The organism is Rhodococcus sp. NPDC056506, assembly GCF_042794945.1.
Taxonomy (GTDB): domain Bacteria; phylum Actinomycetota; class Actinomycetes; order Mycobacteriales; family Mycobacteriaceae; genus Rhodococcus_F.
The window spans coordinates 12,874-39,861 of the sequence record NZ_JBHTSW010000009.1 but is presented as its reverse complement, the minus strand read 5'-3'; the positions used below and the strand labels follow the sequence as shown (position 1 = coordinate 39,861).

Sequence of the window (26,988 nt, the reverse complement as noted above, 5' to 3'; positions counted from 1 at the left end):
CGGCCACATCGGCCGACCTGTATGAACCGTAAGACTGTGTTCCGTAACGTGCTACTCGTAGCCGTCGTGCTGTTGGTGATCTATGCCTTCAGCTACTTCAGCAACGACACCCGCGACTTCAAGACCGTCGACACGTCGGTCGCGATCTCCCAACTCGACGCCAAGAACGTTGAGTCGGCGCAGATCGACGACCGTGAGCAGCAGGTTCGTCTGTGGCTCAAGAACGGCAACGACGCCACCGACGGTAAGACGCAGATCCTGGCGAAGTACCCCGCGAGTGCGTCGGAGCAGATCTTCGACAAGGTCGAAGGCGCCGGTGCGGACAAGTTCAACACGACGGTCACTCAGGAGAGTTGGCTGACGTCGATCCTTCTGTTCGTGCTGCCGATGATCATTCTGTTCGGCATCTTCTTCTTCGTCATGAACCGGATGCAGGGCGGCGGTGGTCGTGGCGGAGTCATGGGATTCGGTAAGTCGAAGGCCAAGCAGCTCACGAAGGACATGCCGAAAACCACGTTCGCCGACGTCGCCGGTGCGGACGAGGCTGTCGAAGAGTTGTACGAGATCAAGGACTTCCTGCAGAACCCGGCTCGCTACCAGGCGCTCGGCGCCAAGATTCCGCGCGGTGTGCTGCTGTACGGCCCTCCCGGAACCGGTAAGACGCTGCTCGCTCGCGCTGTCGCAGGCGAAGCCGGCGTCCCGTTCTTCACCATCTCCGGCTCGGACTTCGTCGAGATGTTCGTCGGTGTCGGTGCTTCGCGTGTTCGCGACATGTTCGAGCAGGCCAAGCAGAACAGCCCCTGCATCATCTTCGTCGACGAGATCGACGCAGTCGGTCGTCAGCGTGGCGCAGGCCTGGGCGGCGGACACGACGAGCGCGAGCAGACGCTCAACCAGTTGCTCGTCGAGATGGACGGCTTCGGTGATCGCACCGGCATCATCTTGATCGCCGCAACCAACCGCCCCGACATCCTGGACCCAGCACTGCTGCGTCCGGGACGCTTCGATCGCCAGATTCCGGTCGGCGCCCCCGACCTCGCCGGCCGCCGCGCGATCCTGCGCGTGCACTCGCAGGGCAAGCCGATCGATCCCAACGCCGATCTCGAAGGTCTCGCCAAGCGGACCGTCGGAATGTCGGGTGCCGATCTCGCCAACGTCATCAACGAGGCTGCGCTGCTCACCGCACGCGAAAACGGGACCGTCATCACCGAAGCCTCGCTCGAGGAATCGGTGGACCGTGTTGTCGGTGGACCGCGGCGTAAGAGTCGCATCATCAGCGAGCACGAGAAGAAGATCACGGCGTACCACGAGGGCGGCCACACGCTCGCTGCCTGGGCAATGCCTGACATCGAGCCGGTCTACAAGGTCACGATCCTCGCTCGCGGTCGCACCGGCGGTCACGCGATGACCGTGCCCGAGGACGACAAGGGTTTGATGACGCGTTCCGAGATGATCGCTCGTCTCGTCATGGCAATGGGCGGACGCGCCGCCGAAGAGCTGGTGTTCCACGAGCCCACCACCGGAGCGTCGTCGGACATCGACATGGCGACGAAGATCGCCCGCGCGATGGTCACCGAATACGGCATGAGTGCCAAGCTCGGCGCGGTTCGCTACGGCCAGGAGGGCGGGGATCCGTTCCTCGGCCGTTCGATGGGCGTGCAGTCCGACTACTCACACGAGATCGCTCGTGAAATCGACGAAGAGGTGCGCAACCTCATCGAAGCAGCGCACACCGAAGCGTGGGCAATCCTCAACGAGTACCGCGATGCGCTCGACCTCATCGCTACCGAACTGCTCGAGCGTGAGACGTTGACTCGCAAGGACCTCGAGAAGATCCTTGCCGGCGTCGAAAAGCGTCCGCGCATCACGGCTTTCAACGATTTCGGTGGGCGCACGCCTTCGGATCGTCCGCCGGTGAAGACCCCGCGTGAACTCGCGATCGAGCGCGGCGAAACCTGGCCGGAGCCCGCTGCCGCACCAGTTCTCGTCAAGGCCGGCGCAGCCAACAACAGTGTCCCCAACGGCGGTGTCCCCAACAACGGCAACCAGGGACCCTCGAACGGGTATGCACAGCCTTCGTACCCGCAGCCGAGTGCTCCGCAGCAGACTCCGCAACCGGGAACACCCGACTACGGAGCGCCCGCCGGATGGTCGGCACCGGGTTGGCCTCCGCGTGAGAACCAGTCGCCGACGTACCCCGGACAGCAGTCGGGTGGATACACCGGTGGACAGAATCCGAACCCGCCGAACCAGCAGCAGGGCCAGTACGGTCAGCCCCAACACGGTCAGCCCCAGCCCGATCAGGGGCAGTACGGTCAGCCGCATCCGGGACAGCAGGCGTACCCGGAGCAGCCGCACCCCGGCCGCCGCTACCCCGCGCAACCCGACTACCCGGTGCAGTACCCGGACGGTGGACCCTTCGCCGATCCGAACCGGGGAAACCCGACCGGCGAAAACCAGTGGCAGAGCCCCGCACCGGAACAGCCGCAAACTCCTCCGCCGCATCATTCGGCTGAGGACGAGGGACCGAGCACCGTTCGCTGGGACGGACCGGACGGATCTCGCTGACCTTGCGCCACTAGGCTCTGCGGCGGGGGACCTGTGAACAATTCTCGAGGAGAGTTCGGTTGTCGGTGAATGATGTGGCCAGTGAACTGGTGTCGCTCGGAACGGGCCGCCCGTTCGATCAGGCTCGGGCAGAGGCTGCCGTACGGGAATTGTTGATCGCGGTCGGTGAAGATCCCGAGCGCCCAGGCTTGCTCGATACGCCGGCCCGGGTTGCGCGCTCGTACAAGGAGATCTTCGCGGGTCTGTACTCCGAGCCCGACGACGCGTTGAACACGACCTTCGACGAGGGTCACCAGGAATTGGTGCTCGTGCGAGACATTCCGATGTTCTCGACGTGCGAGCACCACCTGGTGTCCTTCCACGGCGTCGCCCACGTTGGCTACATCCCGGGAAAGTCGGGCAAGGTCACCGGTTTGTCGAAGCTGGCGCGTGTTGTCGACCTGTACGCCAAGCGTCCGCAGGTTCAAGAACGCCTGACCAGTCAGATCGCGGATGCTTTGATGCGCAAGCTCGACCCGCGTGGAGCCATCGTCGTCATCGAAGCCGAGCATCTGTGCATGGCGATGCGCGGTATCCGCAAGCCCGGAGCCAGCACGACCACGTCTGCGGTTCGTGGGCTCCTGCAATCCAGCGCGGCCTCACGGTCCGAAGCGCTGGACCTCATCCTTCGTAAGTGAGCGAGATGTCCGCGGCTCCCGTTGCAGACAGCGATCCGGCCCGGATGGTCGTGATGGGGATTCTGAACGTCACCGCCGATTCGTTTTCCGACGGTGGCCAATTCCTCGACCGTGACGCGGCGATCTCTCGTGGGCTCGAGCTGCAACGCATTGGCGTCGACATCGTCGACATCGGCGGCGAGTCGACGCGTCCCGGTGCCACCCGAGTGGACCCGAAACTCGAGGCTGACCGTATTGCCCCGGTGATCGAAGAACTGGTTGCTGCGGGAATCCGCGTCAGCGTCGACACGATGCGTGCTTCTGTCGCCGCAGCCGCGATCGAAGCGGGTGCGGGGATCGTCAACGACGTCTCGGGCGGTCGCGCGGACCCCGACATGGCGTCCGTGGTTGCCGACGCCGGAGTGCCCTGGATCCTCATGCATTGGCGTTCGGCCCGCGACTACGTCCATCGTGGCAGTGCCGATCACTACGACGACGTGGTCCGAGACGTCCGTGACGAACTGCTGTCGCAGGTCGACCTGGCGTTGAAGGCGGGCGTTGATTCGTCGTCGATCATCCTCGATCCCGGCCTCGGGTTCGCGAAGAACGCCGACCACAACTGGGCTCTGTTGCGGGCCCTGCCCGAGTTCAACGCACTCGGATTCCCGGTCCTGGTCGGCGCTTCCCGTAAGCGGTTCCTCGGGTCTCTGCTCAGCGATCCCGAAGGCAATCCGCGCCCGCCGGCCGGCCGTGAGACTGCGACGGCCGTGGTCTCCGCCCTTGCAGCGCGCGAAGGTGCTTGGGGAGTTCGGGTGCACGACGCACAAGCCTCGCTCGACGCCATTGCCGTGGTCGACGCCTGGAACCGTGGACGAGAAAGGGCCTGACATGGGGGACCGAATCGAATTGCGCGGGCTGAAGGTTCGCGGCAATCACGGAGTGTTCGACCACGAGAAGCGTGACGGTCAGGACTTCTTCATCGACATCACGGTGTGGATGGACCTGGCGCCCGCCGCGGCGTCGGACGATCTGACCCAGACCCTGCACTACGGCGAGTTGGCGGAAGCCGCCGCAGCCATCGTCGCCGGCCCTTCGCGCGATCTCATCGAGACCGTCGCTGCCGAGATCGCTGACGGCGTCATGAAGGATTCGCGAGTCGAGAGCGTCGAGGTCGTGGTCCACAAGCCGTCGGCGCCGATTCCGCTGGTCTTCGCGGACGTCGCCGTCGTCGCACATCGGACCAGGTCGGCATGACGCGCGCTGTTCTGTCGATCGGTTCCAACATCGGCGACAGCGTGGCTCACCTGCAGTCCGTTGTCGACGGGCTGGGCAGCGCCGTCGTTGCTGTCTCACCGGTCTACTCGACGGCGCCGTGGGGTGGCGTCGAGCAGCAGGATTTCTACAATGCGGTGGTGGTGGTCGACGACCCCGAGGCTGACAGTGCTGAATGGCTTCGCCGTTCGCAAGCTCTCGAAGAAGCCGCAGATCGGGTGCGCGAACAGCGTTGGGGACCCCGAAGCCTGGACGTGGACGTGGTCGACTGCGAAGGCGTCGTCAGTTCCGATCCCGAACTCACACTTCCGCACCCCCGGGCTCATCTTCGTGCCTTCGTGCTCGTTCCCTGGCTGGACGTCGAGCCTGATGCGACGCTGATCGTCGACGGCCAGAAGTTGTCGGTGGCAGAAATTCTCGGCGGCCTCGATCGCAGCGAACGTGAAGGTGTGCGCACTACCGATGTGGTGCTTGCGCGGTGACCGAACAAGACAAGGGTTTGAAGCCGACCCGGATCAGTGAACTCGCGGTTCTGGCCGCGGTTGCGGCCGTGGCCACCTGGATTCTGATTCGCGTGTTCTACGGTTCGATGCCGCCCATCCCTTTTTATGCGGGAGCGTCGCTGTACTTCGTGGCCGTTGCCGAAGCCGTCTTCGCTTTTGTCATTCGTGCGCGCGTCAAGAATCGTCAGGTCGGCGACGGGCTCAGACAACTCCATCCGATCACTGCCGCCCGCGCGCTGGCATTGGCAAAAGCATCCGCTTTGGTCGGTTCAGCTACCGTGGGTGTCTGGGTTGGAGTGCTGGTGTATCTCATCCCACAGCGCTCGGTTCTGCACGCCGCGGCCTCCGACACGCCGGGCGCGTGGGTGGGGTTGGGCGCCGCAATTGCGCTGGTAGCGGCAGCTCTGTGGCTCGAACATTGTTGCAAGACGCCGGAAGATACACCTGACGAGCCGGCGCACTGACAGCCTGGTCGGCAAATCACCCACCGAGGTACGTGGCGACCCCGGTCTCGGCAAGTACCCTGGCAACCATGACAAATTCTGGTCGATCGAAGTCTGCGCGCCGAAGCAAGCGCAGCGCGAGCCAGATGATCATTGCTGCTCTTCTGGCACTTGCTGTAATTGCTTCGCTGTTCCTGATCTTCAGCAACAGCGTTCAGCTTCTTCGGGTGGGACTGGTCGTCGCTCTGTGGGCAGCCACCCTCGGCGCTATCGCCATGACCAAGTATCGGCGTGAGTCGGCACTGGACAAAGCCAAGGTTGCCGATCTGCAGACAGTGTACGAACTGCAGCTCGAGCGTGAAATTTCTGCTCGACGCGAGTACGAACTGAGCGTCGAAGGTCGCGTGCGACGTGAGGTGACCGCGGATGCGGAGGAACTGGCCGGGCTGCGCGCCGAATTGGTCGCGCTGCGCCGGAACCTCGAAGCGCTTTTCGAAGGTGGACTGTTGCCCGAACAGACCGCGCTCAAGACCGATTCGACGCGAGTACCGGAACTTGGCGGTAGTTCGTACGGTGCGTACCAGCCGGCACCGTCGGGACTGTACGTTCCCGGCGCCGGCCAGAGCGGGCCCAGCCAACCGGCCCCGAATGTCGGCGGGTTGGCTTCGCCCAACGACGATCCGGTGACTGCTGAGACAACCGTCGTGTTCGCGGAGACGTCGTGGCGCGACAGCAGCTTCGTGGCGCCGCGCGTCATACCGACGCAGAAGTCGCAGGAGACGCCGAAGTCGCAGGAGACGCAGAAGCCCCAGGATCAGACCCGGAACCAGGCCCCGAAGAATTCTCCGGTGAGTGCTGTGAGTTCCTCGCCGACACGAACGGCGAAAGATGTTCCGGTGGAGAAGGATCCGGAGCCGGTCGAGCCAGAAATCAAGCCTCCCGCCCAGGCCCCGAACATCGAAGACGCCGTCGTCGAAGAGGCGCCCGAGGTTGTTCCCGAGGTTGTTGCGGAAACAGAACCTGAGCCCGACGCCGAGCCGCGCCGTCGTCGTCGCGCTGCCCCGGAAGATGCCGCGAGTGGTGCTCATTCCAACGGATTGACCGTCGCCGAAATAATGGCAAATCTGAGTTCGGCCAACCCGTCCGAAGGCTCCGGTCGACGCCGTCGCCGAGAGGACTGAGTCGCAGATCACTCGCCCGGCCATGGCATGACGGTTCGGGCGAAGGATATCCTCGGACGCAGAACGTCTGGTACCCGCCGAGCGGGACTGGAACGAACGAGAGGAATCCGGTGACTTCCTTCGGGATCACTAATGGACCTGCACCTGCGCGATTGACGGTAGGAATTGTCTCCGCAGGCCGGGTCGGAACAGCTGTCGGTGCCGCGTTGGAGCGAGCCGGTCATGTTGTCAGCGCTTGCTCCGCAGTCTCCAGTGCCTCGGTCGCCCGCGCTGTGAAGCGGCTTCCCGATACCGAAATACTTCCGGCTGCCGACGTCGCAGCTCGCTCCGAACTGCTGGTTCTCGCTGTTCCGGACGACCAGCTTGCTGATCTCGTTCGAGGGCTCGCGGCCACGAAAGCCGTCAAGCCGGGCACGCTCGTTGCCCACACGTCGGGCGCCAACGGCATTGCGATCCTGGCTCCCCTGACCGAACTGGGCGCACTGCCCTTGGCTATCCATCCGGCGATGACGTTCACCGGTCACGACGAGGACACTGCGCGGCTGTCGTCGGCGTGCTTCGGAATCACGGCCGGCGACGACATCGGATACGCGATCGCGCAGTCTCTCGTCCTCGAGATCGGCGGCGAGCCGGTCCGAGTGCGCGAGGAGAACCGCGCGCTCTACCACGCTGCCCTGGCTCACGGCAGTAATCACCTGGTCACCCTAGTTGTCGACGCTGTCGAGGCGCTGCGAGCGTCGTTGCAGGGTGACGAGCTGCTCGGTCAGCAGTTGATCGACGGCGATCCGGGTGGAGTGGCCGAGCGTGTCCTGCAACCGCTGTTGTCGGCGGCCCTGGACAACGCACTACGACGCGGTCCCTCGGCGTTGACCGGCCCGGTGGCACGCGGCGATGCCGCTGCCGTCGACACACATTTGCGCGTACTGACAGAACTGGATCCGGAGCTCGCTGCCGGCTATCGAGCGATGTCCTTGCGATCGGCCCAGCGGGTGGGCGCCCCCACCGAATTGTTCGACATCTTGACTGAAACGGGAGGTGACCGTCGTGAGTGATTTGCAGGGCGGATACAAGCGCGGCGAACTGACGGTGCACCACGATCCAGACAAGCTTCGGCGCGTCTCGCGGGCACTGCGTGGAGTCGGGCGCCAGGTGGCGCTCGTTCCCACGATGGGTGCGCTGCACGCGGGCCACATCGAACTGGTTCGTCAGGCCAAGGTCACCGGCGCCGTCGTGATCGTTTCCATCTTCGTGAACCCGCTGCAGTTCGGTGCCGGCGAAGACCTGGATGCGTATCCGCGCACTCTCGATGCCGATCTCGACCTGCTTCGCGCCGAGGGCGTCGAATTGGTGTTCGCGCCCAGCGCCAAGACGATGTACCCGCGTGGTCAGCGCACCACCATCGTGCCCGGACCGTTGGGTGGCGAACTCGAAGGCGGCGCACGCCCCACTCACTTCGCGGGAATGCTGACGGTCGTGGCGAAGCTGCTGCAGATCGCGGCACCCAATCACGCGTACTTCGGCGAGAAGGACTATCAGCAGCTGACGCTCATCCGTCAGATGGTGTGGGATCTCAACTTCGACGTACAGATCATCGGAGTTCCGACGGTCCGCGAGTTCGACGGCCTCGCGTTGTCCTCTCGCAATCGCTACCTCGACGAGAGCCAGCGCGCCGCAGCTGTCGCGCTGTCCGCAGCTCTGATCGCCGGCGCACACGCGGCGGCCGGGGGAGCGGAAGCAATTCTGGAAACCGCACGCGCTGTCCTGGCAGCTGTTCCGGAAATCGAGGTCGACTACCTCGAGGTTCGGGGCGTCGATCTGGGCCCCGCTCCCGAGCGGGGTGACGGCCGACTGTTGGTGGCCGCCAAGCTCGGAACCACCCGTCTGATCGACAATGTCGGTGTTGCCGTGGGAACCGGCTTCCTCGAGCGTGACACCGATCCGTCCGCCGACGCCATCGACGGCCTGCTGTCTCACTGAGCACTTTTCACGAGTAAGGACCTGGATATGTTTCGCACAATGATGAAGTCGAAGATCCACCGCGCCACCGTGACTCACGCCGACCTGCACTACGTCGGCTCCGTCACCGTCGATCAGGATCTGATGGACGCCGCCGACCTCCTCGAAGGCGAACAGGTGTGCATCGTCGACATCGACAACGGCGCGCGTCTCGAGACGTACGTCATCGCCGGTGAGCGCGGAACGGGTGTCATCGGAATCAACGGTGCAGCAGCGCATCTGGTCAAGCCGGGCGACCTGGTCATTCTCATCGCCTACGGCGTGATGAACGAGCAGGAAGTCAAGGAGTACTCCCCGCGCGTCGTGTTCGTCGACGCCGACAACAAGCAGATCGAGCTCGGTTCCGACCCGGCTCACGCGCCGGAGGGTTCGGGTCTGATCACCCCGCGCATGCTGTCGACACTCGAGGCCTCGCGCGAATCCAGTCTGGTGTAATCCATGCTGCTCACGGTCGACGTGCGGAACACCAACATCGTTCTCGGTCTGTTTTCCGGAACTGGTGAGCATTCGAAGCTGTTGCAGGACTGGCGAATGCGAACCGACCCTCGGATGACTGCCGACGAGTTGGCGTTGACCTTCCGTGGGCTGTTGGGTACTCATGTCGATCAGATCGCCGGTGTCGCCGCGCTGTCGACGGTGCCATCCGTCTTGCGTGAGATCCGCGTCATGCTCGAGCGGTACTGGGGTCATGTTCCCCATGTCGTGGTCGAGCCGGGCGTGCGCACCGGTGTGCCGCTGCTGGTGGACAACCCCAAAGAAGTCGGAGCCGACCGAATCGTCAACAGCCTTGCCGCGCACCATCTTTACGAGGGACCGTGCATCGTCGTGGACTTCGGCACGTCGACCTGTGTCGACGTCGTTTCCGCCAAGGGTGAGTTCCTGGGTGGCTGTATCGCGCCTGGGCTCGAGATCTCGACCGACGCCTTGGCTTCGCAGTCTGCTGCGTTGCGCAAGGTCGAATTGGTGCGTCCGCGTTCGGTGGTCGGGAAGAACACGGTCGAATGCATGCAGTCCGGCGCGGTATTCGGCTTTGCGGGCCTCGTGGACGGACTGGTCAACCGCGTACGCGACGAACTGCCCGAATTCGGTGGTGACGACGTCTCCGTGATCGCAACCGGGGACAGTGCACCGCTGATCATCCCCGAATCCGACACCATCGATCACTTCGAACGTGACCTCACCCTCGAAGGGCTGAGGTTGGTCTTCGAGCGCAATCAGGCGCGTCGCGGATCCGGTCGACGACCGGTCGCCTGATCGATGGTTTTGTTCCAGCAGTTTCGCGATCGCGAAAGTTATGCCACAATGGTGCTCGTGAATCGCTGCATGGGTGCTCAGGAGTGTTGTCGAGGCTGACCGCTGCCTTGACCAATTCACACTCCTTGGAGCTAGCTCGTGCTATCCACATATTCTGCAGATCTCTCTGTTTTGGCCCCGCCTCTTACTGCTGATCGCACTGTTTCCGCAGGTCGTGGCATCAATCGTGGGCCCTCCGGACGTCGCCCGAGCGGTGCCTCGTTGCCCACCCGCCTTCGCCCGGCCGATTTGCTGCGACTGACCGACGAGGGAGCAAACGGCGTGCTCGACGGCAGTTTCGATCACCTCATCCCCGACGCCTTCCCGACGCTCGACCGTTGGTCCACCCGCCTGCACGCGGACGACGACGTCGATGTGTGGCTCATCAGCTGGGTACCCGAACGCAATACCGAATTGCACGACCACGCAGGCTCGTTCGGCGCATTGACCGTTCTCAGTGGTTCTCTCACCGAATTCCGTTGGGCCGGTGACACCCTGGTGGAACGCCAGCTCGACGCCGGCGATCAGGCTTCGTTCCCCCTCGGATGGGTTCACGATGTCGTACGTTCGACGGATGCTCCCGGTGCTCCGATCGAAATCAGCTCTGATGCACCGACTCTGAGTGTTCACGCCTACTCGCCGCCGCTGACGGCAATGTCCTTCTACGAAGTGACGGATCACCGGACACTTCGTCGCACCCGTACCGAGCTGACCGACCTGCCCGAGGGGGGCACCAAATGACCATCGACCAAATGCTCGACGACGCTCGCGCACAGATCGATCGTATGTACGTCTTCCAGCTCACCGAAGCCTTCCACCGCGGCGCGATCTTCGTCGACATTCGCCCGCAGGCGCAGCGCGCCATCGAGGGAACTCTCCCCGGTGCACTCGCGATCGAGCGGAACGTGCTCGAATGGCGCCTTGACCCCACCAGTAGCGCGCACCTTGCGCTGGCGACCGACCACGACGTCGAGTGGGTGATCGTGTGCTCGGAGGGTTACACCTCGAGCCTCGCCGCAGCGTCGTTGCAGCAGCTTGGCCTGCACAAAGCCACCGATCTGGTGGGCGGGTACCAGGCGATCAAGGCCGCCGGCCTGCTCGGTGCGCTCAGCGGAGTGCGTCATTGCTCCCGCGAGTTGGCGGCTGTTTCGGCTCATTGAGGTATTTGCTGTGCGCCTTTATTAACCGCGGGCGGTTAATAAAGGCGCACAGCGGGTCTGGCGGTACATCTTCGGGCTCACTCCGTGGTGGCGGGTGAACGCGGTTGTGAGGGCAAAAGGGCTCGAGTAGCCGACTTCTCGCGCGATCGACGACACCGTTCGCCCGGGGTCTGCCAGTAGATCCGCGGCCACGGACAGTCGCCACTCGGTCAGGTATCCAACCGGCCCGATTCCCATGAGGTTGGTGAACCGGCGAGCAAAGGCTGCTCGCGAACTTCCGGCTTCCTGAGCCAAACTCGCGACCGTCCAGGAGTGTTCCGGCCGATTGTGTATGAGCCTCAAGGCATGCCCGACGACAGGATCTTCGTATGCCTTGATCCACCGCGGTGATCGATCCGGGTTCTCGGCGAACCACGTTCGGACCGCCGAGATCAGGACCAGGTCCAGGAGCCTGTCCAACAACACCTCCTGCCCTGGCCCGTCGGAGGCGATCTGTTGCTCCAGAAGCGTTGTCATCGGCTCGGTTTCGATACTGCGTCGCACGACCGCGACGGGTGTCAGGCTGTCGAGGATCTGACGGCTGACATAGGAGTCCAAACGGTATGTGCCCGTGAGCATGACGGTCTGGCCACTGGTCGAGTTACCCCATGTGCGAACCCCGAGCACTGACATGTCCTCGAGTGGTGTGCCGTCGACCGCGGCGCAGTTCTGCGCTTCGTCGATGAGTACGTGGACTGGGGTACCGGGCCGATCAGCGACGGTATAGGGATCAGGACCTCTCAGAAGTGTCACGTCGCCGGCTCCGAGATTCTCGGTCTGTCCGGTGTCGGAGACGATGACTGCGCTGCCGCGAACCAGAATCAGCACGGTGACGGGTGCGTGGTCCTCGATACGTAGTGACCACGGTGGATCGAGCAACGAGCGCAATAGAAATGCACCTTCCGCCCGCGACCCGGCCAGCATCATCGACAATGCATCCATAATTCGACGGTAGACGCTGGCGTATGTTTTTGCGACCTTCGGCTATGGATCGTATTGCCGTCGCGCGGTCGAATGAGTTCATGACTTCAACAAGTGAAATTCAATCGGCAGTGGTGATCGGTGGTACCGGCAAGACCGGTGCGCGCGTTGCGCAGAGGCTGACGGCGGTGGGAATCCGTACCCGAATCGCGTCGAGAACATCCGGGACACTTTTCGACTGGAACGATCAGACGACGTGGAGGCCCGCGGTGTCCGGCGCCGAAGTGGCATACGTGACGTATGCGCCAGATCTGGCTGTTCCGGGATCGAGCACACACATCGAGGAGTTTGCGAATCTCGCGGATCGCGAAGGGGTTCGCCGCATGGTGCTCCTGTCCGGGCGCGGTGAACCGGCGGCGCAGAAAGCCGAACAGGTTCTCGCCGACAGCGGTCTGGAATGGGCTGTGGTGCGGGCCAGTTGGTTTGCCCAGAACTTCAGTGAGGGGTATCTGCTCGATCCGATCAGGGGAGGCCACCTGGCACTTCCGGTCGGTGAGGTGGGGGAGCCCTTCATCGACGTCGACGATCTCGCCGACGTGGCGGTGGCCGCATTGACTCGAACCGATCTCCTCGGCCAAGTCCTCGAGGTGACAGGTCCGGAGTTGCTCACTTTTGCGGCAGCAGTGGATGCGATCTCGACGGAGTCGGGTCGCCGCGTGACATTCGAAAGAATTGGACTCCAACAGTTTTCCGATGGCATGGCGGAAGTCGGCGTCCCGAGTGATGTCGTGGAGTTGCTCACCTACTTGTTTGTCGAGGTTCTCGACGGACGAAATCAAAGTGTGACCGGCGTCGTCGAAGGGGTCCTGGAACGACCCGCTCGCGATTTCACCACTTTTGCCGCCGAGGCCGCTCGAACAGGGGTTTGGTCATGAAGAAGTCCGAGATCATTCTGGAGCTGTTGCTCGGCGTGACTGCGCTCGGCGCGCTCGTTGCCGGTGGTGCGTTGTTTGCCTTCTCTTCCTTCGTGATGCCCGCCCTGCGGTCGGTGGATGCACATACCGCGATCACGTCGATGCAGGCGATCAACGTCGAAGCGCCGCGTAGTGCGTTGATGCTGCCGCTGGTCGGATCGGCGCTCACCGCGATCGCCGCTGGAATCTGGGCATCGATCTCCAGACCGGACGGCTGGGTCATTGCCGTTGTCGGATGCGTCGGGGTGCTCGCGTCCTTCGCGGTGACCGCGATCTACCACGTCCCTCGCAACGACGCGTTTGCCTCGGTCAGCGCTACCGACGCAGCCGCATGGGCGTCGTACGAGGCTGGTTGGACTATGTGGAATCACGTCCGGGTCGGGTTGTACTTGCTGTCGGGAATCGTGCTCGCGGTGGCCGCGGTGCTACCAGCAACAAACGCGGTGGACACGGCCCAGTAGTCTTGTACCCCGTGAGTGATGTAGAAGCCCAGCCAGTCGACGACACCCCCGAGCAGCTCCGGATCCGGCGCGAGAAGCGTGAACGGATCCTGGCGCAGGGGCAGGAGGCGTACCCGGTTTCGGTCGATCGCACCCACACGCTCGCGCAGATCCGCGCGGAGTACCCGGAACTCGAGCCGGACACGGCGACTGGTGTGTTGGTCGGAGTCGTCGGCCGCGTCATCTTCATGCGCAACACCGGCAAGCTGTGCTTCGCGACTCTGCAGGAAGGCGACGGCACCCAGTTGCAGGCCATGATCAGCCTCGCCGGCGTCGGCGAAGAGGCACTGGCCGCCTGGAAGTCCGACGTCGACCTCGGCGACTTCGTCTTCATCCACGGTGAGGTCATCAGCTCCCGTCGCGGCGAGCTCAGTGTGATGGCCGACGCCTGGCAGATCGCATCCAAGTCGCTGCGCCCCCTGCCGGTTGCGCACAAGGAGATGAGCGAAGAGTCCCGGGTGCGTCAGCGTTACGCAGACCTGATCGTTCGCCCCGAGGCTCGTGACAACGCCCGCAAGCGTGTCGCTGTTGTCCGTGCGTTGCGCAATGCGCTCGAGAGCCGCGGCTTCCTCGAGGTCGAGACGCCGATGCTGCAGACGCTGCACGGCGGGGCGGCAGCTCGTCCGTTCGTCACGCATTCGAACGCTCTCGACATCGACCTGTACCTGCGTATCGCGCCGGAACTGTTCCTCAAGCGTTGCGTCGTCGGCGGTATCGAGAAGGTCTTCGAGATCAATCGCAACTTCCGCAACGAGGGCGTCGACTCCACCCACTCGCCCGAGTTCGCAATGCTCGAGACGTACGAGGCTTACGGCACGTACGACGATTCCGCGAAGATGATTCGTGAACTCGTCCAGGAAGTTGCGCAGGAAGCATTCGGCACGCAGGTCCTTACTCTCGCCGACGGTTCCGAGTACGACGTCAGTGGCGAGTGGCAGGTCCTCGAGATGTACCCGTCGTTGTCGGCGGCCATCGGCGCCGAGGTCACCCCGGATACGACGGTCGACGAGCTTCTCGCTTTGGCGGAGAAGGTCGGCCTCGAGGTTCCCAAGGACAAGGGTTACGGCCACGGCAAGCTCGTCGAGGAGCTGTGGGAGCACCAGTGCGGCGATCAGCTGTACGTGCCGACGTTTGTTCGTGACTTCCCGGTCGAGACGTCGCCCCTGACCCGCGATCACCGCAGCAAGAAGGGTGTCACCGAGAAGTGGGACCTGTACATCCGCGGATTCGAGTTGGCGACCGGCTACTCCGAACTTGTCGACCCGGTCATCCAGCGTGAGCGCTTTGTCGATCAGGCGCGCCTCGCGTCGGCCGGCGACGACGAAGCGATGGTGCTGGACGAGGAGTTCCTCGCCGCGATGGAACAGGGCATGCCGCCAACAACGGGCACCGGCATGGGAATCGATCGACTGCTGATGGCTTTGACCGGCCTCGGTATTCGCGAGACGATCCTCTTCCCGATCGTCCGTCCTTCCGCTCGCTAGCTTTACTTCGATCAAGGTTCGGCCGCACATGTTGCGGCCGAACCTTTTTCAGTTGGGACGCTCCCAAGGGATTCGGTACGGTTCGTAGTCTTCGTCCCCGTCAGATATCGGCGGTGCGGAGAACCAGATGAATCTGGGTGAGTTCTTCAGCTCGACCAGTTCAGCAGGGAGCGCTCGAAGTTGGGATTCGATTTGTTCCCAACGACATTCGCCTGCCGCCACCCTTGCTGCATAGTGGCGAAGTTCGGCTGAGGCTTCGGGTCTGTCGGCAAGAAAGTTCAGCAAGTGGTCGGTGACGTCGATCCGGGAGTCCCAGTCCCCGTCCGTGACCCGGTCCAACTTGATCGCTGCATCGGCCACCGCGGCCGCTGCTTTCATGATCTTGTCGTAGCTGCTGCGCAGCTCGGGAGGTATCTCGGAGTTCATACGGCATCAGCCCACGGATCGCGACCGGTCCCCGGGTTGTAGCCGGTCTTCGGCGTATTCAACACGCCCTCCGCATCCGCGACACCGGCGATCGACAGGCCGAGTTCGGTCTTCTTCTTCGCGTCGTCGAGTGTGTCGACGACCGGTGCGAGTAACCGTTCGGACATCTCGCTCAGCTTGCCGGATGGTGAGGTGACGAGATCGAGGAACTCCTTCAAACATTCGACCAGGACTCGGATATCGTCGACAATTTCCTGAACTTTCTGTGCGGTCGAGAATGCTGCGCTGACCAGTTCTACCGTGATGATGGATGGTCCGGCATACGGAACTCGGCGAAGAACCCATTTCATCGCCGATGTCCCGTCGGTAATTTGAACCTGATCATCGAGTTTTCGTTCCAAGAATCGAAGGGCTGATTCGACACCGCGTCGGATCTGATCTGAGAGAACGTACAGAATCTCTTTGACGACTCGACCGTGTGGGCCTTCCCATTTCAACGCTTCCGACAGTTTGCGTGAGTATCCGTCGAACGACTGGGCGGCAAGGCCGTCCCAGCTCTCGCCGACTCGCTTCGTTCCGTCTTCGAGATTCAAGCCGCATTTTTCGATGCCGTCGCCGCCGGTTTTGTATGCGTCGCCGATCCGTTTGAGCTCGTTCCAATTACCGCTCAGCGGTGCGATCAGTCGTTCCAGCGGGCTCCATCCGGTCACAATCTTGAATCCGTTGTCGACGTCTCCCACCCACCCCGCAGATTCCGCGATGACCTTTCGGATGTCGTCGGTCGCAGACTGGGGTGGTGGAAAGTCGACGGCGTTTGCCGGCTTGAACTCTGCTGGACTGTCGTACGGCACGGCGGGGCCAGATATTGGATTCTCGGAATTGTAGGGCGACATGTCCACAATTGACATTTCACTGTGCGCGTTCAGCGCATCGTAGTTTCGCTTCTCTTGATCGTGGTACATCCACGCAGCACGATTGAGATGCATGCCGGTAGTAGCGCAATCGGATGCCAAGTTGGCATAGCGGCGGTAGGTGACATCGGTGTACGTCTGGAGTGGCGTTGAGAGTAGTCGCATCAACTCGCCATCAAAATCTCCGAACGGAGCGGTGTGGTGCAATACCAAGCGGCAGCCGACGCCAGCGTCCTCGCCGATCTGAGTAGCAAGTTTCGACAGCCCGGCGATTTCGCTCGAATCGGCGGTAAAGGATTCATCCATGCGCGGTCGCCTGAGTTTCGGACTTTCGTATTGTTGCGATGATTTGGTCGATCGTGCTCTGGTTGAGTGTGTCAGGTAGTCCCTGATCTGACTGGACAAGGAAGACCATGACCTCGGCTGTGGAGTAACCGGGTGTGGTGACGACATCGAATTGTGCTGAGGGCGGATCGCATTCGTTGTCCGCCGAGATATTGGTGGCGATTGCGGTGTATCGGATCGCAGGGCGTCCGGAGATGGTGAAATTCGTGGGTCCGCTGTAAGCGATGCTGGCGCGAGTGCCGTTCTTGGCGGCGAAGATTGCCTCGGCTTTGTGGACCCATTCTTGTGCTGCGGTGTCGATGTCGACGCCGTTGCGCCCTGTGGCCCCAGTCAGGGCGAGGGTGCTGCCATCAACGGCCGAGCAATAGTTTCTTCTGTACTGGCCGAGCGCACCAAATGTAACCGGACCCCATTTCGTATTCCAACCAGCGACTGAGGTTGCGGCGTTCTTCCAGTCGGCCGGGATGTCGTATGTGAGGCCGAATTTGGTGGCTATGGGTTGGGGTTGGCCGGGTTCGACCTCGATTTTGGGTGGTGGTCGATCCAGTGATGGGAATCCCGGTGGCAGTGGTGGGGGCGGCGTTGTGCTTGTGGTGTTGACGGGTGGGGCGAGTGCGGTTGCGAGTGATTCCGCTGGTGGGAGTTCGTCGGTGTGTGCGTTGCTGATGTGTCCCATGATGAAAAAGAATGCGTAGAGTCCGGCGATGGCTCCGCCGATTCGGAGTAGCGCTCGGTGGAGGTCTTTTCTCGAGCCGTCTTCTGTCATGATTCCCCCCGTCTGGATGCATCCCCCGATGCGTCGCGAAGAGTGTATCGGCACTGTCCTTGTCGCAAGACAAGTCAATCGGCATACCCGGTGGTGAGTAGTCCCAATCATCCGGATCAGCCGAGACAGGACGTTTGTCCAGGTGCTATTGTCGCTGCTTATCGAAGGATCCGGGGAGGAATGGTCGTGGTGAAAAAGGTTGTTGTCACGATGGTTGACGATCTGGACAAGAAATCGCCCGCTGACGAAACTGTCGAGTTTTCCGTCGACGGAGTTGCATACGAAATCGATCTGACCGCCGCCAACGCCGCGGAACTGCGTGATGCACTGAAAAAGTGGATTCCCCATGCAAGAAAGTCGAATTCAGCCAAATCGGTCAACGGGTCGGTGGCCAAATCGCGCCCGGTTGCCGACCGCGATCAGAGTGCCGCCATCCGTGAATGGGCCAAGGGAGCGGGTTTCGAGATCTCGGCCCGAGGACGTATTTCCACCGAGGTGCGCCGAGCCTACGAAAAGGCCGTCTGAAATGGATCGCGAATGGATTCGGGCGCATTTTCCCGAAACAGATTGGTAACGCGTTCTAGTTTGTTAGCGTCTGCACGGTTCGCATCTCTCGCAGAGGAGTCGGTCGTGCACAGAATCAGGTTGTTCGGGGGCGTGGTTCTTGCCGCTCTGATGCTCGTCGGGTTCACGTCCGTGGCTTCGGCTCAGGCTCCGTTGCCCGTGCCCAACGCATTCCTCGCAGGAGTTCCTCAGGAGTTGGGAAATCCTGGCGGTTCAGCTCCTGGATCCAATGACTTTTCATGCAAACCGACTGCCGAACATCCCAATCCGGTTGTGCTCGTTCACGGAACCGGTGGAAACAGGCAGACCAACTGGGCCACCTATGCGCCGTTGCTCGCCAACGAGGGCTACTGCGTCTTCGCGCTGACGTACGGCAACTTCCCCGAGCAGCCGTGGCCGTTGTCAGCCATCGGCGGAATGCAGGAAATTCCCTCCAGCGCAGCACAATTGTCGAATTTCGTCGATCAAGTTCTCGGCGCTACCGGCGCAACGTCGGTGGATCTCATCGGACATTCGCAAGGCACGATCATCAACGGGTACTACGCGAAGTTCCTCGGCGGTGCTGACAAAGTGGACAACATCGTCTCGGTGGCATCGCTGTGGAAGGGAACCCTCGGAAACGAGCAGGCAAGTATCGGCCGCAGCCTTCGCGAACTAGGGGTATCCGAGGCAGCACAGGCCGGATTCCCGATCTGCAAGGCGTGTCTGAACATGGGAGCCGGTTCGGAGTTCATCGAAAACCTCCGTGCGGGAGGCGTTTACGCGCCGGGCGTTCACTACACGAACATCACGACTCGCTACGACGAACTGGTGCTGCCGTATACAAATGGTCTCGAGTCCGGGCCGAACGCCACCAACATCGTCGTTCAGGACGGTTGTGAACAAGACATCTCCGATCACCTCGCCATCGCGGCATCGCTGCGCGCCGCGACTTTTGCTCTCAATGCACTCGACCCCGCGCATCAGCGGCCGGTACCGTGCAACTCGGTATTGCCCGTCGTGGGTTGAGCAATATGCGGAGGCCTTCGGTGGGGATCAGAACATGTGTGGGCGCTCTCTTCCTAGCGGCGGCCGTGGCTGCGACCGCCGCGCCTCTTGCGTCGGCGAACGAACCTCTCCCCGTTCCGTCGGGCTTCTTCAGCGGAATCGCCCTCGAAGCGACTAACCCGGGTGGATCGGCTCCCGGTACCAACGATTTCTCATGCATGCCTTCCGCTGCTCATCCTGATCCGGTAGTCCTCGTGCACGGGACGGCAGCCAACCGTCAGACAAATTGGGGCGTACTCGCGCCCGTACTGGCCAACGAGGGGTACTGCGTTTTCGCGCTCACCTTCGGGAATCGAACGGACCAGCCGTGGCCGATTTCCGCGGCCGGTGGTCTCGCGCCGCTCGGAGACAGCGCAGGGCAACTGTCGGAATTCGTCGACGACGTCCTCTCGTCGACGGGTGCCTCGAAGGTCGACCTGATCGGACACTCTCAGGGAACGACGGTCAGTGCGTACTACGCCAAGTTCCTCGGCGGCGACGCGAAGGTTTCCACGATCGTCTCCATCGCTCCGTTGTGGGACGGCTCGGAGGTCGGCCCGCCCGAAGGCGTCGGGGGACCGGATTTCGACAACGCCACCTTCGTGACCGAACTGCGCGACGCCGGCGTTTACTCCGACGACGTCGAGTACACCAACATCGTGACTCGGTTCGACCAAGTGGTCGTTCCGTACAGCAGCGGAATACTCGCCGCGTCGAACGCGTCGAACATAGTTGTTCAGGACGGTTGCGAACAGGACCTGTCGGATCACATCGCGCTGGTGGCGTCGCAACGAACAGCGACTCTGACGCTCAACGCGCTGGATCCGTCGAATCCGCGTGAGGTGCCGTGCGCTCGGGTACTCCCGATATTCGGCTGATCAGGCGTCGAAAATCGCTGTTCGCTTCAGGCGTACAGGAACCGGGAAACGATTCCCTCAGCTGCGACGTTGTGAACGGTAAGCAGTCCGGCTTCCGCCGCCAATCGGGTGGAGGAGCAGCAGGTGGACTTCGCGCCCTCTAGAGTAATAAGTGGGGTCGTGCAACCTTTGTCGATTCGTGGACGTCAGTCCGCTGACCGGCGAGGCGATCAGTCTGTAGTGCCGGAGCGAAACGCGGCGACCAGGGACGAGACATCCGGTCTCGAACCTGCCCGCCGGAGAGTGTGAGGGAGAGCGATGTTCGAGAGGTTCACCGATCGCGCGCGGCGCGTTGTTGTCCTGGCTCAAGAAGAAGCCAGGATGCTCAACCACAACTACATCGGCACGGAGCACATCCTTCTCGGCCTCATTCACGAGGGCGAAGGTGTTGCAGCCAAGTCGTTGGAGTCGTTGGGTATCTCCCTCGAGGGAGTCCGCAGCCAGGTCGAGGAGATCATCGGCCAGGGCCAGCAGGCTCCGTCCGGTCACATCCCCTTCACACCGCGCGCCAAGAAAGTCCTCGAGCTGAGTCTGCGCGAAGCGCTGCAGCTCGGACACAACTACATCGGTACGGAGCACATCCTGCTCGGTCTCATCCGCGAGGGTGAGGGCGTAGCAGCCCAGGTTCTGGTCAAGCTCGGTGCCGATCTCAACCGCGTCCGCCAGCAGGTCATCCAGCTGCTGTCGGGCTACCAGGGCAAGGAGCCCACCGAAACCGGTGGCACCCGCGGAGAGGCCGGCACGCCGTCCACCTCGCTCGTGCTCGACCAGTTCGGTCGCAACCTGACGCAAGCTGCCCTCGAAGGCAAGCTGGACCCGGTCATCGGCCGCTCGAAGGAAATCGAGCGTGTCATGCAGGTTCTCTCGCGTCGTACCAAGAACAACCCGGTTCTCATCGGTGAACCCGGTGTCGGTAAGACCGCTGTGGTCGAGGGCCTGGCTCAGGCAATCGTCAACGGTGAGGTCCCCGAGACCCTCAAGGACAAGCAGCTGTACACGCTCGACCTCGGGTCGCTCGTGGCCGGCAGCCGTTACCGCGGTGACTTCGAAGAGCGCCTGAAGAAGGTTCTCAAGGAGATCAACACCCGCGGCGACATCATCCTGTTCATCGACGAGCTGCACACCCTCGTGGGTGCGGGCGCGGCCGAGGGCGCTATCGACGCGGCCTCCATCCTCAAGCCCAAGCTTGCCCGCGGTGAGCTGCAGACCATCGGTGCCACCACTCTCGACGAGTACCGCAAGTACATCGAGAAGGATGCCGCTCTCGAGCGTCGTTTCCAGCCCGTCCAGGTGGGCGAGCCGACCGTCGAGCACACCATCGAGATCCTCAAGGGTCTTCGTGACCGCTACGAGGCTCACCACCGTGTTTCCATCACGGACGGTGCGCTCGTGGCAGCTGCGACGCTGGCCGACCGCTACATCAACGACCGCTTCTTGCCGGACAAGGCGATCGACCTCATCGACGAGGCGGGCGCGCGAATGCGCATCCGTCGGATGACTGCACCGCCGGACCTGCGCGAATTCGACGATCGCATCGCCGACGCGCGTCGCGAGAAGGAGTCCGCGATCGACGCGCAGGACTTCGAGAAGGCCGCGAACCTGCGTGACAAGGAGAAGACCCTCGTCGCTCAGCGCGCCGAGCGTGAGAAGCAGTGGCGTGCGGGCGACCTCGACGTCATCGCCGAGGTCGACGACGAGCAGATCGCCGAGGTTCTGGGCAACTGGACCGGCATCCCCGTCTTCAAGCTCACCGAGGAGGAGACCACTCGTCTGCTCCGGATGGAAGAGGAACTGCACAAGCGGATCATCGGCCAGGAAGAGGCAGTCAAGTCCGTCTCGAAGGCGATCCGTCGTACGCGTGCAGGTCTGAAGGATCCCAAGCGTCCCTCGGGCTCGTTCATCTTCGCCGGCCCGTCCGGTGTCGGTAAGACCGAGCTCGCGAAGTCGCTCGCCAACTTCCTGTTCGGCGACGACGACGCTCTGATCCAGATCGACATGGGCGAGTTCCACGACCGCTTCACCGCTTCGCGTCTGTTCGGTGCCCCTCCCGGGTACGTCGGATACGAAGAGGGCGGCCAGCTCACCGAGAAGGTGCGCCGCAAGCCGTTCAGCGTTGTGCTGTTCGACGAGATCGAGAAGGCACACCAGGAGATCTACAACACCCTCCTGCAGGTGCTCGAGGACGGCCGTCTCACAGACGGTCAGGGACGTACCGTCGACTTCAAGAACACGGTGCTGATCTTCACGTCCAACCTCGGTACTTCGGACATCTCCAAGGCAGTCGGCCTGGGCTTCAGCTCGGGAACGGGCACGGAGTCGAACTACGAGCGCATGAAGCTCAAGGTTCACGACGAGCTGAAGAAGCACTTCCGTCCCGAGTTCTTGAACCGTATCGACGACATCGTCGTCTTCCATCAGCTCACGAACGAGCAGATCGTTCAGATGGTCGACCTGATGCTCGCTCGCGTCGAGGCGGCTCTCAAGAACAAGGACATGGCCATGGAGGTCACCGACAAGGCCAAGTCGCTTCTGGCCAAGCGCGGATTCGATCCGGTACTGGGTGCACGACCGCTGCGTCGTACCATCCAGCGCGAGATCGAGGACCAGATGTCCGAGAAGATCCTTTTCGGAGAGATCGGACCGGGTCACATCGTGCTCGTCGACGTCGAGAACTGGGACGGAGAAGGCTCGGGCGAGGACGCGAAGTTCACGTTCACGCCTACCAAGAAGCCGATCGACGTGCCGGACGCACCGCCGATCGAGTTGACCAAGGCCGGCGAAAGCGAAAGCGCAGCAGAGTAGTACAGCAGAGTAAGTAACGAACGGGCGGCACCTCACCGGTGCCGCCCGTTTCGTGTATCACGGGAGAGGATGTGCACATGAACGACATCGAACTGGGTCATCTGCGCCGTTGCGTCGAATTGGCTTCGGAGGCATTGGATGCCGGTGACGAACCTTTCGGTTCCGTCCTGGCAGCGGCCGACGGAACCTTTCTGGCGGAGGATCGAAACAGGATTGCGGGCGGCGACAACACTCGCCACCCCGAGTTCGAGCTGGCGCGGTGGGCGGCTCAGTACCTGACGCCGGAAGAGCGCTCCACAGCAACGGTGTTCACCTCGGGCGAGCACTGCGCGATGTGTTCGGCAGCGCACGCATGGGTGGGACTGGGACGTATCGTCTACATCTGTTCTTCGGCCCAACTAGGCGACTGGCTCGAGGAGTGGGGTGTGGCTCCGGCGCCGGTGAAGTCTTTGTCCGTCAACGAGGTAGCGCCGAACATCCCGGTCGAAGGCCCGGTATCGGAGTTGGTTCCGCAGGTGCGAGAGCTGCATCGGAAGTTGCATTCGCAGAGCGCTTGACGGGCACACAAACGGGCGGCACCTCGCTGGAGGTGCCGCCCGTTTGCGTGTGGAGTCAGGAAACTGCGTCGACTGCTCGAACCTTCTCTCGCAGTTCACCCTTGACGACCTTGCCGCTTGCATTACGCGGCAGCGCTTCCACGACGACGATGTCCTTCGGGTGCTTGTAGCGCGCGAGCCGATCATTGAGGAAGATGCTCAGCTCCTCGATGGTCAGGTCTACGGCTGAACCTGGCGCCATCGCGACGATTGCGACCGGCACCTCGCCCCACTTGGCGTCGGGACGACCGACTACGGCGGCTTCGACGATCAATTCGTGTTCGTAGAGGACGTTTTCGACCTCGGCGCAGTAAATGTTCTCTCCACCGGAGATGATCATGTCCTTCTTGCGGTCGACGACGTACACAAAGCCTTCATCGTCGACGCGAACGAGATCGCCCGAGTGGAACCAGCCACCGTGGAAGGCGTCAGCGGTGGCGGTGGGGTTGTTCCAGTACTCGCTCATCATCGTGGGCCCGCGGTAGACGATTTCGCCGATCTCACCGGGCGTCACGTCGTCCATGTTCTCGTCGACGACCCTGGCCGAGATGGTCGGGATGACCCGACCGACGGATCCGAGCTTACGAATCGCATCCTCGCCGTCGAGAACGCAAGTGATGGGCGACATCTCGGTCTGACCGAAGACTGCGACATTGAACGCGTCGGGGAAGGTTTCGGCCATTGCCCGCAGGATCGTGTCGGACGACGGTGCGGCACCCCACGAGATGTTCTTCAGTGACAGTGCTCGAGGTTGCGCCTTCTGCACTGCGCACACGGCCTGCCATTGCACGGGCACGAGGAACAAACTGGTGACCTTCTCGGCTTCCAGAATGTCGAGCAACTGACCCGGGTCGAACGCGCCGACCGGGTGGATCACCGTGGTAGTGCCGAGTTGCAGGCTCGGTGCGATGGAACCGAGGGCCGCGATGTGGAACATGGGCGAGGCGCAGAAGCCGATGGAATCGGCATTGAACAAGTGGAAGGCCCTGATGCAGGTCAATGCTTGCGAAGACAGGTTCGAGTGGGAAAGCACCGAACCCTTGGGGCGACCGGTGGTTCCCGAGGTGTACATGATGAGAGCCGGAGTGTCGTCCGGGATGTCGACGAACGCGTGCTTCTCGCCGTCTTCGCTGATCAAGTCCTCGTAATTCAGGCTGTCACCCTCGGCGGGGGCGCCCACGGTGATGGAGATGTCGATCCCCTCGGACGCGGCGCGCGCAGCTCCGGCCAGCGGAGCCAACGGTCCCTCGGCGACAATGACTTTGGAGCCGGAGTCGTTTACCAGGTAAGCGACTTCGGGTGGTGTCAGACGGAAGTTCACCGGAACAGCGATCGCGCCCAGTGCGTTGGTCGCGAGCACGACCTCGAGGTATTCGGGGCGGTTGAGCATCAGGATGAGCACGCGGTCGCCGAAGCTGACGCCGCGTCGGGCTAGGGCGTCTGCCAACTTCTCGACGCGTGCGTCGAGGGTGCTCCAGGTGATGGAATCCCCCAGGAATCGCAGTGCGGTGCGATCGGGAATCATCTGCGCATGCCTGGCGATCTGATTGTTCCAGTTGGTGCGGCGTGAACGCTGCGCCTCGGAGACTGCATCGGTGGAGGCCATCGATGGGTTCCTCTCATGCGTGGGTGATTGTGTGACTCAGGCTACAGTGAGCCGTCGAAGTGCACAGTGGTTTTGTTAACGAAAATTCGCAGCGGTCACTTGAAGTGCGGTGCACGCTTCTGGAGCATCGCCATCGCGCCTTCTTTGAAGTCCTCGCCAGTGAGAAGTTCTGCCTGACCGGTATTTTCGAGCTCCAGGGCGGCGTCGAGGCGGTCCAACGTAGCCGCATTGAGTGCGCGTTTGGTGAGTTCGAGGGCGCGTCGAGGAGCCTTCGACGTGCGATCGGCGATCGACTGGATGTGTGCGTCGAACGCGTCGTCGGAGACGGTGCGAGACACGAGCCCGAAACGCTCGGCGTCCTCGGCAGAAACCCGCCCGCCCAGCAACGCCATCTCGGCGGCGCGGGCGCGTCCGATCGCCGCCGGTACCAGCGCGCTGGCGCCGCCGTCCGGCATCAGACCGATGTTGACGAACGAGAGAAGGAAGTAGGCGCTCGATGCTGCGTACGTCAGGTCCGCGGCTAGAGCGATGGATACACCGACGCCGGCGGCCGGGCCGTTGACCGCGGCGATCACCGGGACGGGGGCGCCGGTGATGGCGCGAATCAGAGAAGTTGCCGCTTCCATGACGACTTTCGGGTCTGCGGGGTTGACGGCCGCTGCGGCGAGGTCGGCGCCGGTACAGAATGCTCGACCGGCGCCGGTGATGACGATGGTACGAACTGCCGGGTCTGTGCCGCCGTCGTGGACGGCGGCAGCGAAAGCGTTCATCGTGGGCAGATCGATCGCGTTCATGCGCTTGGGGCGGTCGAAAGTCAATCGCAGTACACCGTCGGTGATTTCGGAGCGGAAGCCCGCCTCGGCGGTGGCTGTCATGCCGCGCTCACCTCCGTCACGAATCCGGAAAGCCGTGAGGTGATGATGTGTTCGGCCTCCGACACCATACGGTCGATCATGTCGGCGACGGTCGGGATGTCGTTGATCAATCCCTGGCTTTGGCCGGCCGACCAGATGCCTGCATCGAGATCGCCGTCTTCGAAAACCTTGCGCCCGCGTGCTCCGGCGACCAGATGCTGAATGTCGCTGAACTCTGCGCCGCCGCGTGCCTCGATGTCGACGACCTCTGCGCTGATCGCATTCGCGGCCACGCGTGCCGTGTTGTGAAGGGTCCGGAAGATCAGCTTGGTATCACGCTCGGTGTTTGCGACAATCTGCCTTTTAACCGATTGCGCTACAGGGGATTCCACGGTGCACATGAATCGAGTTCCCATGTTGACGCCGTCCGCTCCGAGAGCAAGCGCCGCAACGAGTCCTCTGGAATCTGCGATTCCGCCCGAAGCGATCACGGGAATCGTGAGTTGCTGCGTGGCCGCCGGAATCAGAATCAGCCCTGGTATGTCGTCCTCGCCTGGGTGCCCGGCGCATTCGAAGCCGTCGATGCTGACGGCGTCGACGCCCAGTCTCTCGGCTTTGACCGCATGTCGAACTGCAGTGCACTTGTGGATAACTTTCACGCCCGCGTCCTTGAAATGCGGAAGATGATCGATCGGATTGGAACCGGCGGTTTCGACGATCTTGATCCCGGATTCGATGATCGCCTGGCGGTATTCGGCGTACGGCGGCGGCGTGATCGACGGCAGAATAGTGAGATTGACGCCGAAAGGCTTGTCGGTGAGATCGCGGGTTCGAGCAATTTCCTTGACGAGGTCTTCCGGTGTGGGTTGAGTGAGGCCCGTCAAGAACCCGAGGGCGCCGGAATTTGCCGTGGCCGCAACAAGTTCTGCTCGTCCCACCCACATCATGCCCCCCTGCACGATGGGATGGTCAACGCCGAACATTTCGGTGAAGCGAGTGCGAATCATCTGCTCACAACTACTTTCTTACGGTCGGTCATTCGGCATCGAACCCTCTTGCAGGCGAAGAAAACCTCACGCCGCAGGGAACGAGCCCGCTAGCGGACTTCGTGCGAGGTTATGCGAATCGTCACTAACATAACACCGCTGAGAGAGCGGGTGTCAAG

General features: G+C 62.5%; 28 protein-coding genes. 21 read left to right on the top strand and 7 right to left on the bottom strand.

What is annotated here, in order from left to right:
- Nucleotides 1-21 precede the first annotated feature (21 nt).
- The 13 genes from ftsH to ACFQ6H_RS10795 all read left to right on the top strand — a co-directional run bounded on the left by ftsH (nt 22) and on the right by ACFQ6H_RS10795 (nt 11,092).
- A complete protein-coding gene (gene ftsH / locus ACFQ6H_RS10855) occupies nt 22-2,568 on the top strand; it encodes an ATP-dependent zinc metalloprotease FtsH (RefSeq protein ID WP_378646014.1) in 2,547 nt (848 codons plus the stop codon).
- A 59-nt stretch (nt 2,569-2,627) separates the two neighbouring features.
- The gene (folE, locus tag ACFQ6H_RS10850) at nt 2,628-3,245 is read left to right on the top strand and encodes a GTP cyclohydrolase I FolE (protein WP_019746783.1); all 618 of its coding nucleotides are present in this window, start codon (nt 2,628-2,630) and stop codon (nt 3,243-3,245) included.
- Between the two features lie 5 nt (nt 3,246-3,250).
- The gene (gene folP / locus ACFQ6H_RS10845) at nt 3,251-4,111 is read left to right on the top strand and encodes a dihydropteroate synthase (RefSeq protein ID WP_378646134.1); all 861 of its coding nucleotides are present in this window, start codon (nt 3,251-3,253) and stop codon (nt 4,109-4,111) included.
- Between the two features lies 1 nt (nt 4,112).
- The gene (gene folB, locus ACFQ6H_RS10840) at nt 4,113-4,478 is read left to right on the top strand and encodes a dihydroneopterin aldolase (protein WP_378448165.1); all 366 of its coding nucleotides are present in this window, start codon (nt 4,113-4,115) and stop codon (nt 4,476-4,478) included.
- Complete coding sequence (gene folK, locus ACFQ6H_RS10835; RefSeq protein ID WP_378639034.1) at nt 4,475-4,978, top strand: 2-amino-4-hydroxy-6-hydroxymethyldihydropteridine diphosphokinase; 504 nt, start codon at nt 4,475-4,477, stop codon at nt 4,976-4,978. The genes folB and folK overlap by 4 nt, the downstream gene beginning before the upstream one ends.
- Nucleotides 4,979-4,995: 17 nt before the next feature.
- The gene (locus ACFQ6H_RS10830; RefSeq protein WP_378646132.1) at nt 4,996-5,463 is read left to right on the top strand and encodes a DUF3180 domain-containing protein; all 468 of its coding nucleotides are present in this window, start codon (nt 4,996-4,998) and stop codon (nt 5,461-5,463) included.
- Between the two features lie 68 nt (nt 5,464-5,531).
- Nucleotides 5,532-6,623 (top strand): DUF6779 domain-containing protein, encoded by a 1,092-nt coding sequence (locus ACFQ6H_RS10825; protein WP_378646011.1) that lies wholly within the window; start codon nt 5,532-5,534, stop codon nt 6,621-6,623.
- A gap of 110 nt (nt 6,624-6,733) precedes the next feature.
- Nucleotides 6,734-7,675 (top strand): Rossmann-like and DUF2520 domain-containing protein, encoded by a 942-nt coding sequence (locus ACFQ6H_RS10820; protein WP_378534888.1) that lies wholly within the window; start codon nt 6,734-6,736, stop codon nt 7,673-7,675.
- Nucleotides 7,668-8,600, top strand: a complete 933-nt coding sequence (gene panC, locus ACFQ6H_RS10815; RefSeq protein ID WP_378646009.1) for a pantoate--beta-alanine ligase — start codon at nt 7,668-7,670, stop codon at nt 8,598-8,600. The genes ACFQ6H_RS10820 and panC overlap by 8 nt, the downstream gene beginning before the upstream one ends.
- 27 nt (nt 8,601-8,627) lie before the next feature.
- Nucleotides 8,628-9,074: an aspartate 1-decarboxylase gene (gene panD / locus ACFQ6H_RS10810; RefSeq protein WP_003945761.1), complete on the top strand. Its 447-nt coding sequence runs from the start codon at nt 8,628-8,630 to the stop codon at nt 9,072-9,074.
- 3 nt (nt 9,075-9,077) lie between these two features.
- Nucleotides 9,078-9,893 (top strand): type III pantothenate kinase, encoded by an 816-nt coding sequence (locus ACFQ6H_RS10805; RefSeq protein WP_230816726.1) that lies wholly within the window; start codon nt 9,078-9,080, stop codon nt 9,891-9,893.
- A gap of 219 nt (nt 9,894-10,112) precedes the next feature.
- The gene (locus ACFQ6H_RS10800) at nt 10,113-10,673 is read left to right on the top strand and encodes a cysteine dioxygenase (RefSeq protein ID WP_378536149.1); all 561 of its coding nucleotides are present in this window, start codon (nt 10,113-10,115) and stop codon (nt 10,671-10,673) included.
- The gene (locus ACFQ6H_RS10795) at nt 10,670-11,092 is read left to right on the top strand and encodes a rhodanese-like domain-containing protein (protein ID WP_003945445.1); all 423 of its coding nucleotides are present in this window, start codon (nt 10,670-10,672) and stop codon (nt 11,090-11,092) included. Before ACFQ6H_RS10800 ends, ACFQ6H_RS10795 begins: the two co-directional genes overlap by 4 nt.
- Before the next feature lie 21 nt (nt 11,093-11,113).
- Here the strand turns inward: ACFQ6H_RS10795 and ACFQ6H_RS10790 are convergent, their stop codons facing one another.
- Nucleotides 11,114-12,073, bottom strand: coding sequence for an AraC family transcriptional regulator (locus ACFQ6H_RS10790; RefSeq protein ID WP_378646007.1), 960 nt, complete (start codon nt 12,071-12,073; stop codon nt 11,114-11,116).
- Nucleotides 12,074-12,153: 80 nt separating this feature from the next.
- Between ACFQ6H_RS10790 and ACFQ6H_RS10785 the strand changes: the two genes are divergently transcribed.
- From ACFQ6H_RS10785 to lysS, 3 genes are read left to right on the top strand one after another with little or no spacing between them, the layout of a single operon-like run.
- Nucleotides 12,154-12,987, top strand: coding sequence for an NAD(P)H-binding protein (locus ACFQ6H_RS10785; RefSeq protein ID WP_378646005.1), 834 nt, complete (start codon nt 12,154-12,156; stop codon nt 12,985-12,987).
- Nucleotides 12,984-13,487 (top strand): DUF1772 domain-containing protein, encoded by a 504-nt coding sequence (locus ACFQ6H_RS10780; RefSeq protein WP_378646003.1) that lies wholly within the window; start codon nt 12,984-12,986, stop codon nt 13,485-13,487. Before ACFQ6H_RS10785 ends, ACFQ6H_RS10780 begins: the two co-directional genes overlap by 4 nt.
- An 11-nt stretch (nt 13,488-13,498) precedes the next feature.
- The gene (gene lysS / locus ACFQ6H_RS10775) at nt 13,499-15,010 is read left to right on the top strand and encodes a lysine--tRNA ligase (protein ID WP_116057298.1); all 1,512 of its coding nucleotides are present in this window, start codon (nt 13,499-13,501) and stop codon (nt 15,008-15,010) included.
- 48 nt (nt 15,011-15,058) lie between these two features.
- On the opposite strand, the gene ACFQ6H_RS10770 is transcribed toward lysS, so the two are convergent.
- Genes ACFQ6H_RS10770 through ACFQ6H_RS10760 form a run of 3 tightly spaced genes read right to left on the bottom strand, consistent with a single transcriptional unit; the run spans nt 15,059 to nt 17,458 of the window.
- The gene (locus ACFQ6H_RS10770) at nt 15,059-15,436 is read right to left on the bottom strand and encodes a hypothetical protein (protein ID WP_378534900.1); all 378 of its coding nucleotides are present in this window, start codon (nt 15,434-15,436) and stop codon (nt 15,059-15,061) included.
- Entirely contained in the window at nt 15,433-16,653 is a 1,221-nt protein-coding gene (locus ACFQ6H_RS10765; protein WP_378639066.1) for a hypothetical protein, read from the bottom strand. The genes ACFQ6H_RS10770 and ACFQ6H_RS10765 overlap by 4 nt, the downstream gene beginning before the upstream one ends.
- Entirely contained in the window at nt 16,646-17,458 is an 813-nt protein-coding gene (locus ACFQ6H_RS10760; RefSeq protein ID WP_378646001.1) for a hypothetical protein, read from the bottom strand. Before ACFQ6H_RS10760 ends, ACFQ6H_RS10765 begins: the two co-directional genes overlap by 8 nt.
- A gap of 186 nt (nt 17,459-17,644) precedes the next feature.
- On the opposite strand from ACFQ6H_RS10760, the gene ACFQ6H_RS10755 reads away from it, so the two are divergent.
- From ACFQ6H_RS10755 to ACFQ6H_RS10735, 5 genes are all read left to right on the top strand, one after another.
- A complete protein-coding gene (locus tag ACFQ6H_RS10755) occupies nt 17,645-17,983 on the top strand; it encodes an Lsr2 family protein (protein WP_378546685.1) in 339 nt (112 codons plus the stop codon).
- A 105-nt stretch (nt 17,984-18,088) separates the two neighbouring features.
- Complete coding sequence (locus tag ACFQ6H_RS10750; protein WP_378645999.1) at nt 18,089-19,030, top strand: esterase/lipase family protein; 942 nt, start codon at nt 18,089-18,091, stop codon at nt 19,028-19,030.
- A 5-nt stretch (nt 19,031-19,035) separates the two neighbouring features.
- Nucleotides 19,036-19,926, top strand: a complete 891-nt coding sequence (locus tag ACFQ6H_RS10745; protein WP_378645997.1) for an esterase/lipase family protein — start codon at nt 19,036-19,038, stop codon at nt 19,924-19,926.
- Between the two features lie 297 nt (nt 19,927-20,223).
- Complete coding sequence (locus ACFQ6H_RS10740) at nt 20,224-22,767, top strand: ATP-dependent Clp protease ATP-binding subunit (protein WP_003945604.1); 2,544 nt, start codon at nt 20,224-20,226, stop codon at nt 22,765-22,767.
- A gap of 77 nt (nt 22,768-22,844) precedes the next feature.
- Nucleotides 22,845-23,324, top strand: a complete 480-nt coding sequence (locus ACFQ6H_RS10735; RefSeq protein WP_378534912.1) for a nucleoside deaminase — start codon at nt 22,845-22,847, stop codon at nt 23,322-23,324.
- Nucleotides 23,325-23,379: 55 nt separating this feature from the next.
- Here ACFQ6H_RS10735 and fadD5 read toward each other — a convergent pair whose 3' ends face one another.
- The 3 genes from fadD5 to ACFQ6H_RS10720 all read right to left on the bottom strand — a co-directional run bounded on the left by fadD5 (nt 23,380) and on the right by ACFQ6H_RS10720 (nt 26,830).
- On the bottom strand, nt 23,380-24,969 hold the full coding sequence (gene fadD5 / locus ACFQ6H_RS10730) for a fatty-acid--CoA ligase FadD5 (RefSeq protein WP_378534914.1): 1,590 nt from the start codon (nt 24,967-24,969) through the stop codon (nt 23,380-23,382).
- Between the two features lie 95 nt (nt 24,970-25,064).
- On the bottom strand, nt 25,065-25,844 hold the full coding sequence (locus ACFQ6H_RS10725; RefSeq protein ID WP_378645995.1) for an enoyl-CoA hydratase: 780 nt from the start codon (nt 25,842-25,844) through the stop codon (nt 25,065-25,067).
- A complete protein-coding gene (locus ACFQ6H_RS10720) occupies nt 25,841-26,830 on the bottom strand; it encodes an NAD(P)H-dependent flavin oxidoreductase (RefSeq protein ID WP_378645993.1) in 990 nt (329 codons plus the stop codon). Before ACFQ6H_RS10720 ends, ACFQ6H_RS10725 begins: the two co-directional genes overlap by 4 nt.
- Nucleotides 26,831-26,988: the final 158 nt, after the last annotated feature.

What these genes read in the sequence shown, in the direction of transcription:
- ftsH (WP_378646014.1), top strand. Translation starts at nt 22, where the DNA reads ATGAACCGTAAGACTGTGTTCCGTAACGTGCTACTCGTAGCCGTCGTG.
- folP (WP_378646134.1), top strand. Translation starts at nt 3,251, where the DNA reads ATGTCCGCGGCTCCCGTTGCAGACAGCGATCCGGCCCGGATGGTCGTG.
- folB (WP_378448165.1), top strand. Translation starts at nt 4,113, where the DNA reads ATGGGGGACCGAATCGAATTGCGCGGGCTGAAGGTTCGCGGCAATCAC.
- folK (WP_378639034.1), top strand. Translation starts at nt 4,475, where the DNA reads ATGACGCGCGCTGTTCTGTCGATCGGTTCCAACATCGGCGACAGCGTG.
- ACFQ6H_RS10825 (WP_378646011.1), top strand. Translation starts at nt 5,532, where the DNA reads ATGACAAATTCTGGTCGATCGAAGTCTGCGCGCCGAAGCAAGCGCAGC.
- panD (WP_003945761.1), top strand. Translation starts at nt 8,628, where the DNA reads ATGTTTCGCACAATGATGAAGTCGAAGATCCACCGCGCCACCGTGACT.
- ACFQ6H_RS10805 (WP_230816726.1), top strand. Translation starts at nt 9,078, where the DNA reads ATGCTGCTCACGGTCGACGTGCGGAACACCAACATCGTTCTCGGTCTG.
- ACFQ6H_RS10795 (WP_003945445.1), top strand. Translation starts at nt 10,670, where the DNA reads ATGACCATCGACCAAATGCTCGACGACGCTCGCGCACAGATCGATCGT.
- ACFQ6H_RS10790 (WP_378646007.1), bottom strand. Translation starts at nt 12,073, where the DNA reads ATGGATGCATTGTCGATGATGCTGGCCGGGTCGCGGGCGGAAGGTGCA.
- ACFQ6H_RS10785 (WP_378646005.1), top strand. Translation starts at nt 12,154, where the DNA reads ATGACTTCAACAAGTGAAATTCAATCGGCAGTGGTGATCGGTGGTACC.
- ACFQ6H_RS10780 (WP_378646003.1), top strand. Translation starts at nt 12,984, where the DNA reads ATGAAGAAGTCCGAGATCATTCTGGAGCTGTTGCTCGGCGTGACTGCG.
- ACFQ6H_RS10770 (WP_378534900.1), bottom strand. Translation starts at nt 15,436, where the DNA reads ATGAACTCCGAGATACCTCCCGAGCTGCGCAGCAGCTACGACAAGATC.
- ACFQ6H_RS10765 (WP_378639066.1), bottom strand. Translation starts at nt 16,653, where the DNA reads ATGGATGAATCCTTTACCGCCGATTCGAGCGAAATCGCCGGGCTGTCG.
- ACFQ6H_RS10760 (WP_378646001.1), bottom strand. Translation starts at nt 17,458, where the DNA reads ATGACAGAAGACGGCTCGAGAAAAGACCTCCACCGAGCGCTACTCCGA.
- ACFQ6H_RS10745 (WP_378645997.1), top strand. Translation starts at nt 19,036, where the DNA reads ATGCGGAGGCCTTCGGTGGGGATCAGAACATGTGTGGGCGCTCTCTTC.
- ACFQ6H_RS10740 (WP_003945604.1), top strand. Translation starts at nt 20,224, where the DNA reads ATGTTCGAGAGGTTCACCGATCGCGCGCGGCGCGTTGTTGTCCTGGCT.
- ACFQ6H_RS10735 (WP_378534912.1), top strand. Translation starts at nt 22,845, where the DNA reads ATGAACGACATCGAACTGGGTCATCTGCGCCGTTGCGTCGAATTGGCT.
- fadD5 (WP_378534914.1), bottom strand. Translation starts at nt 24,969, where the DNA reads ATGGCCTCCACCGATGCAGTCTCCGAGGCGCAGCGTTCACGCCGCACC.
- ACFQ6H_RS10725 (WP_378645995.1), bottom strand. Translation starts at nt 25,844, where the DNA reads ATGACAGCCACCGCCGAGGCGGGCTTCCGCTCCGAAATCACCGACGGT.
- ACFQ6H_RS10720 (WP_378645993.1), bottom strand. Translation starts at nt 26,830, where the DNA reads ATGATTCGCACTCGCTTCACCGAAATGTTCGGCGTTGACCATCCCATC.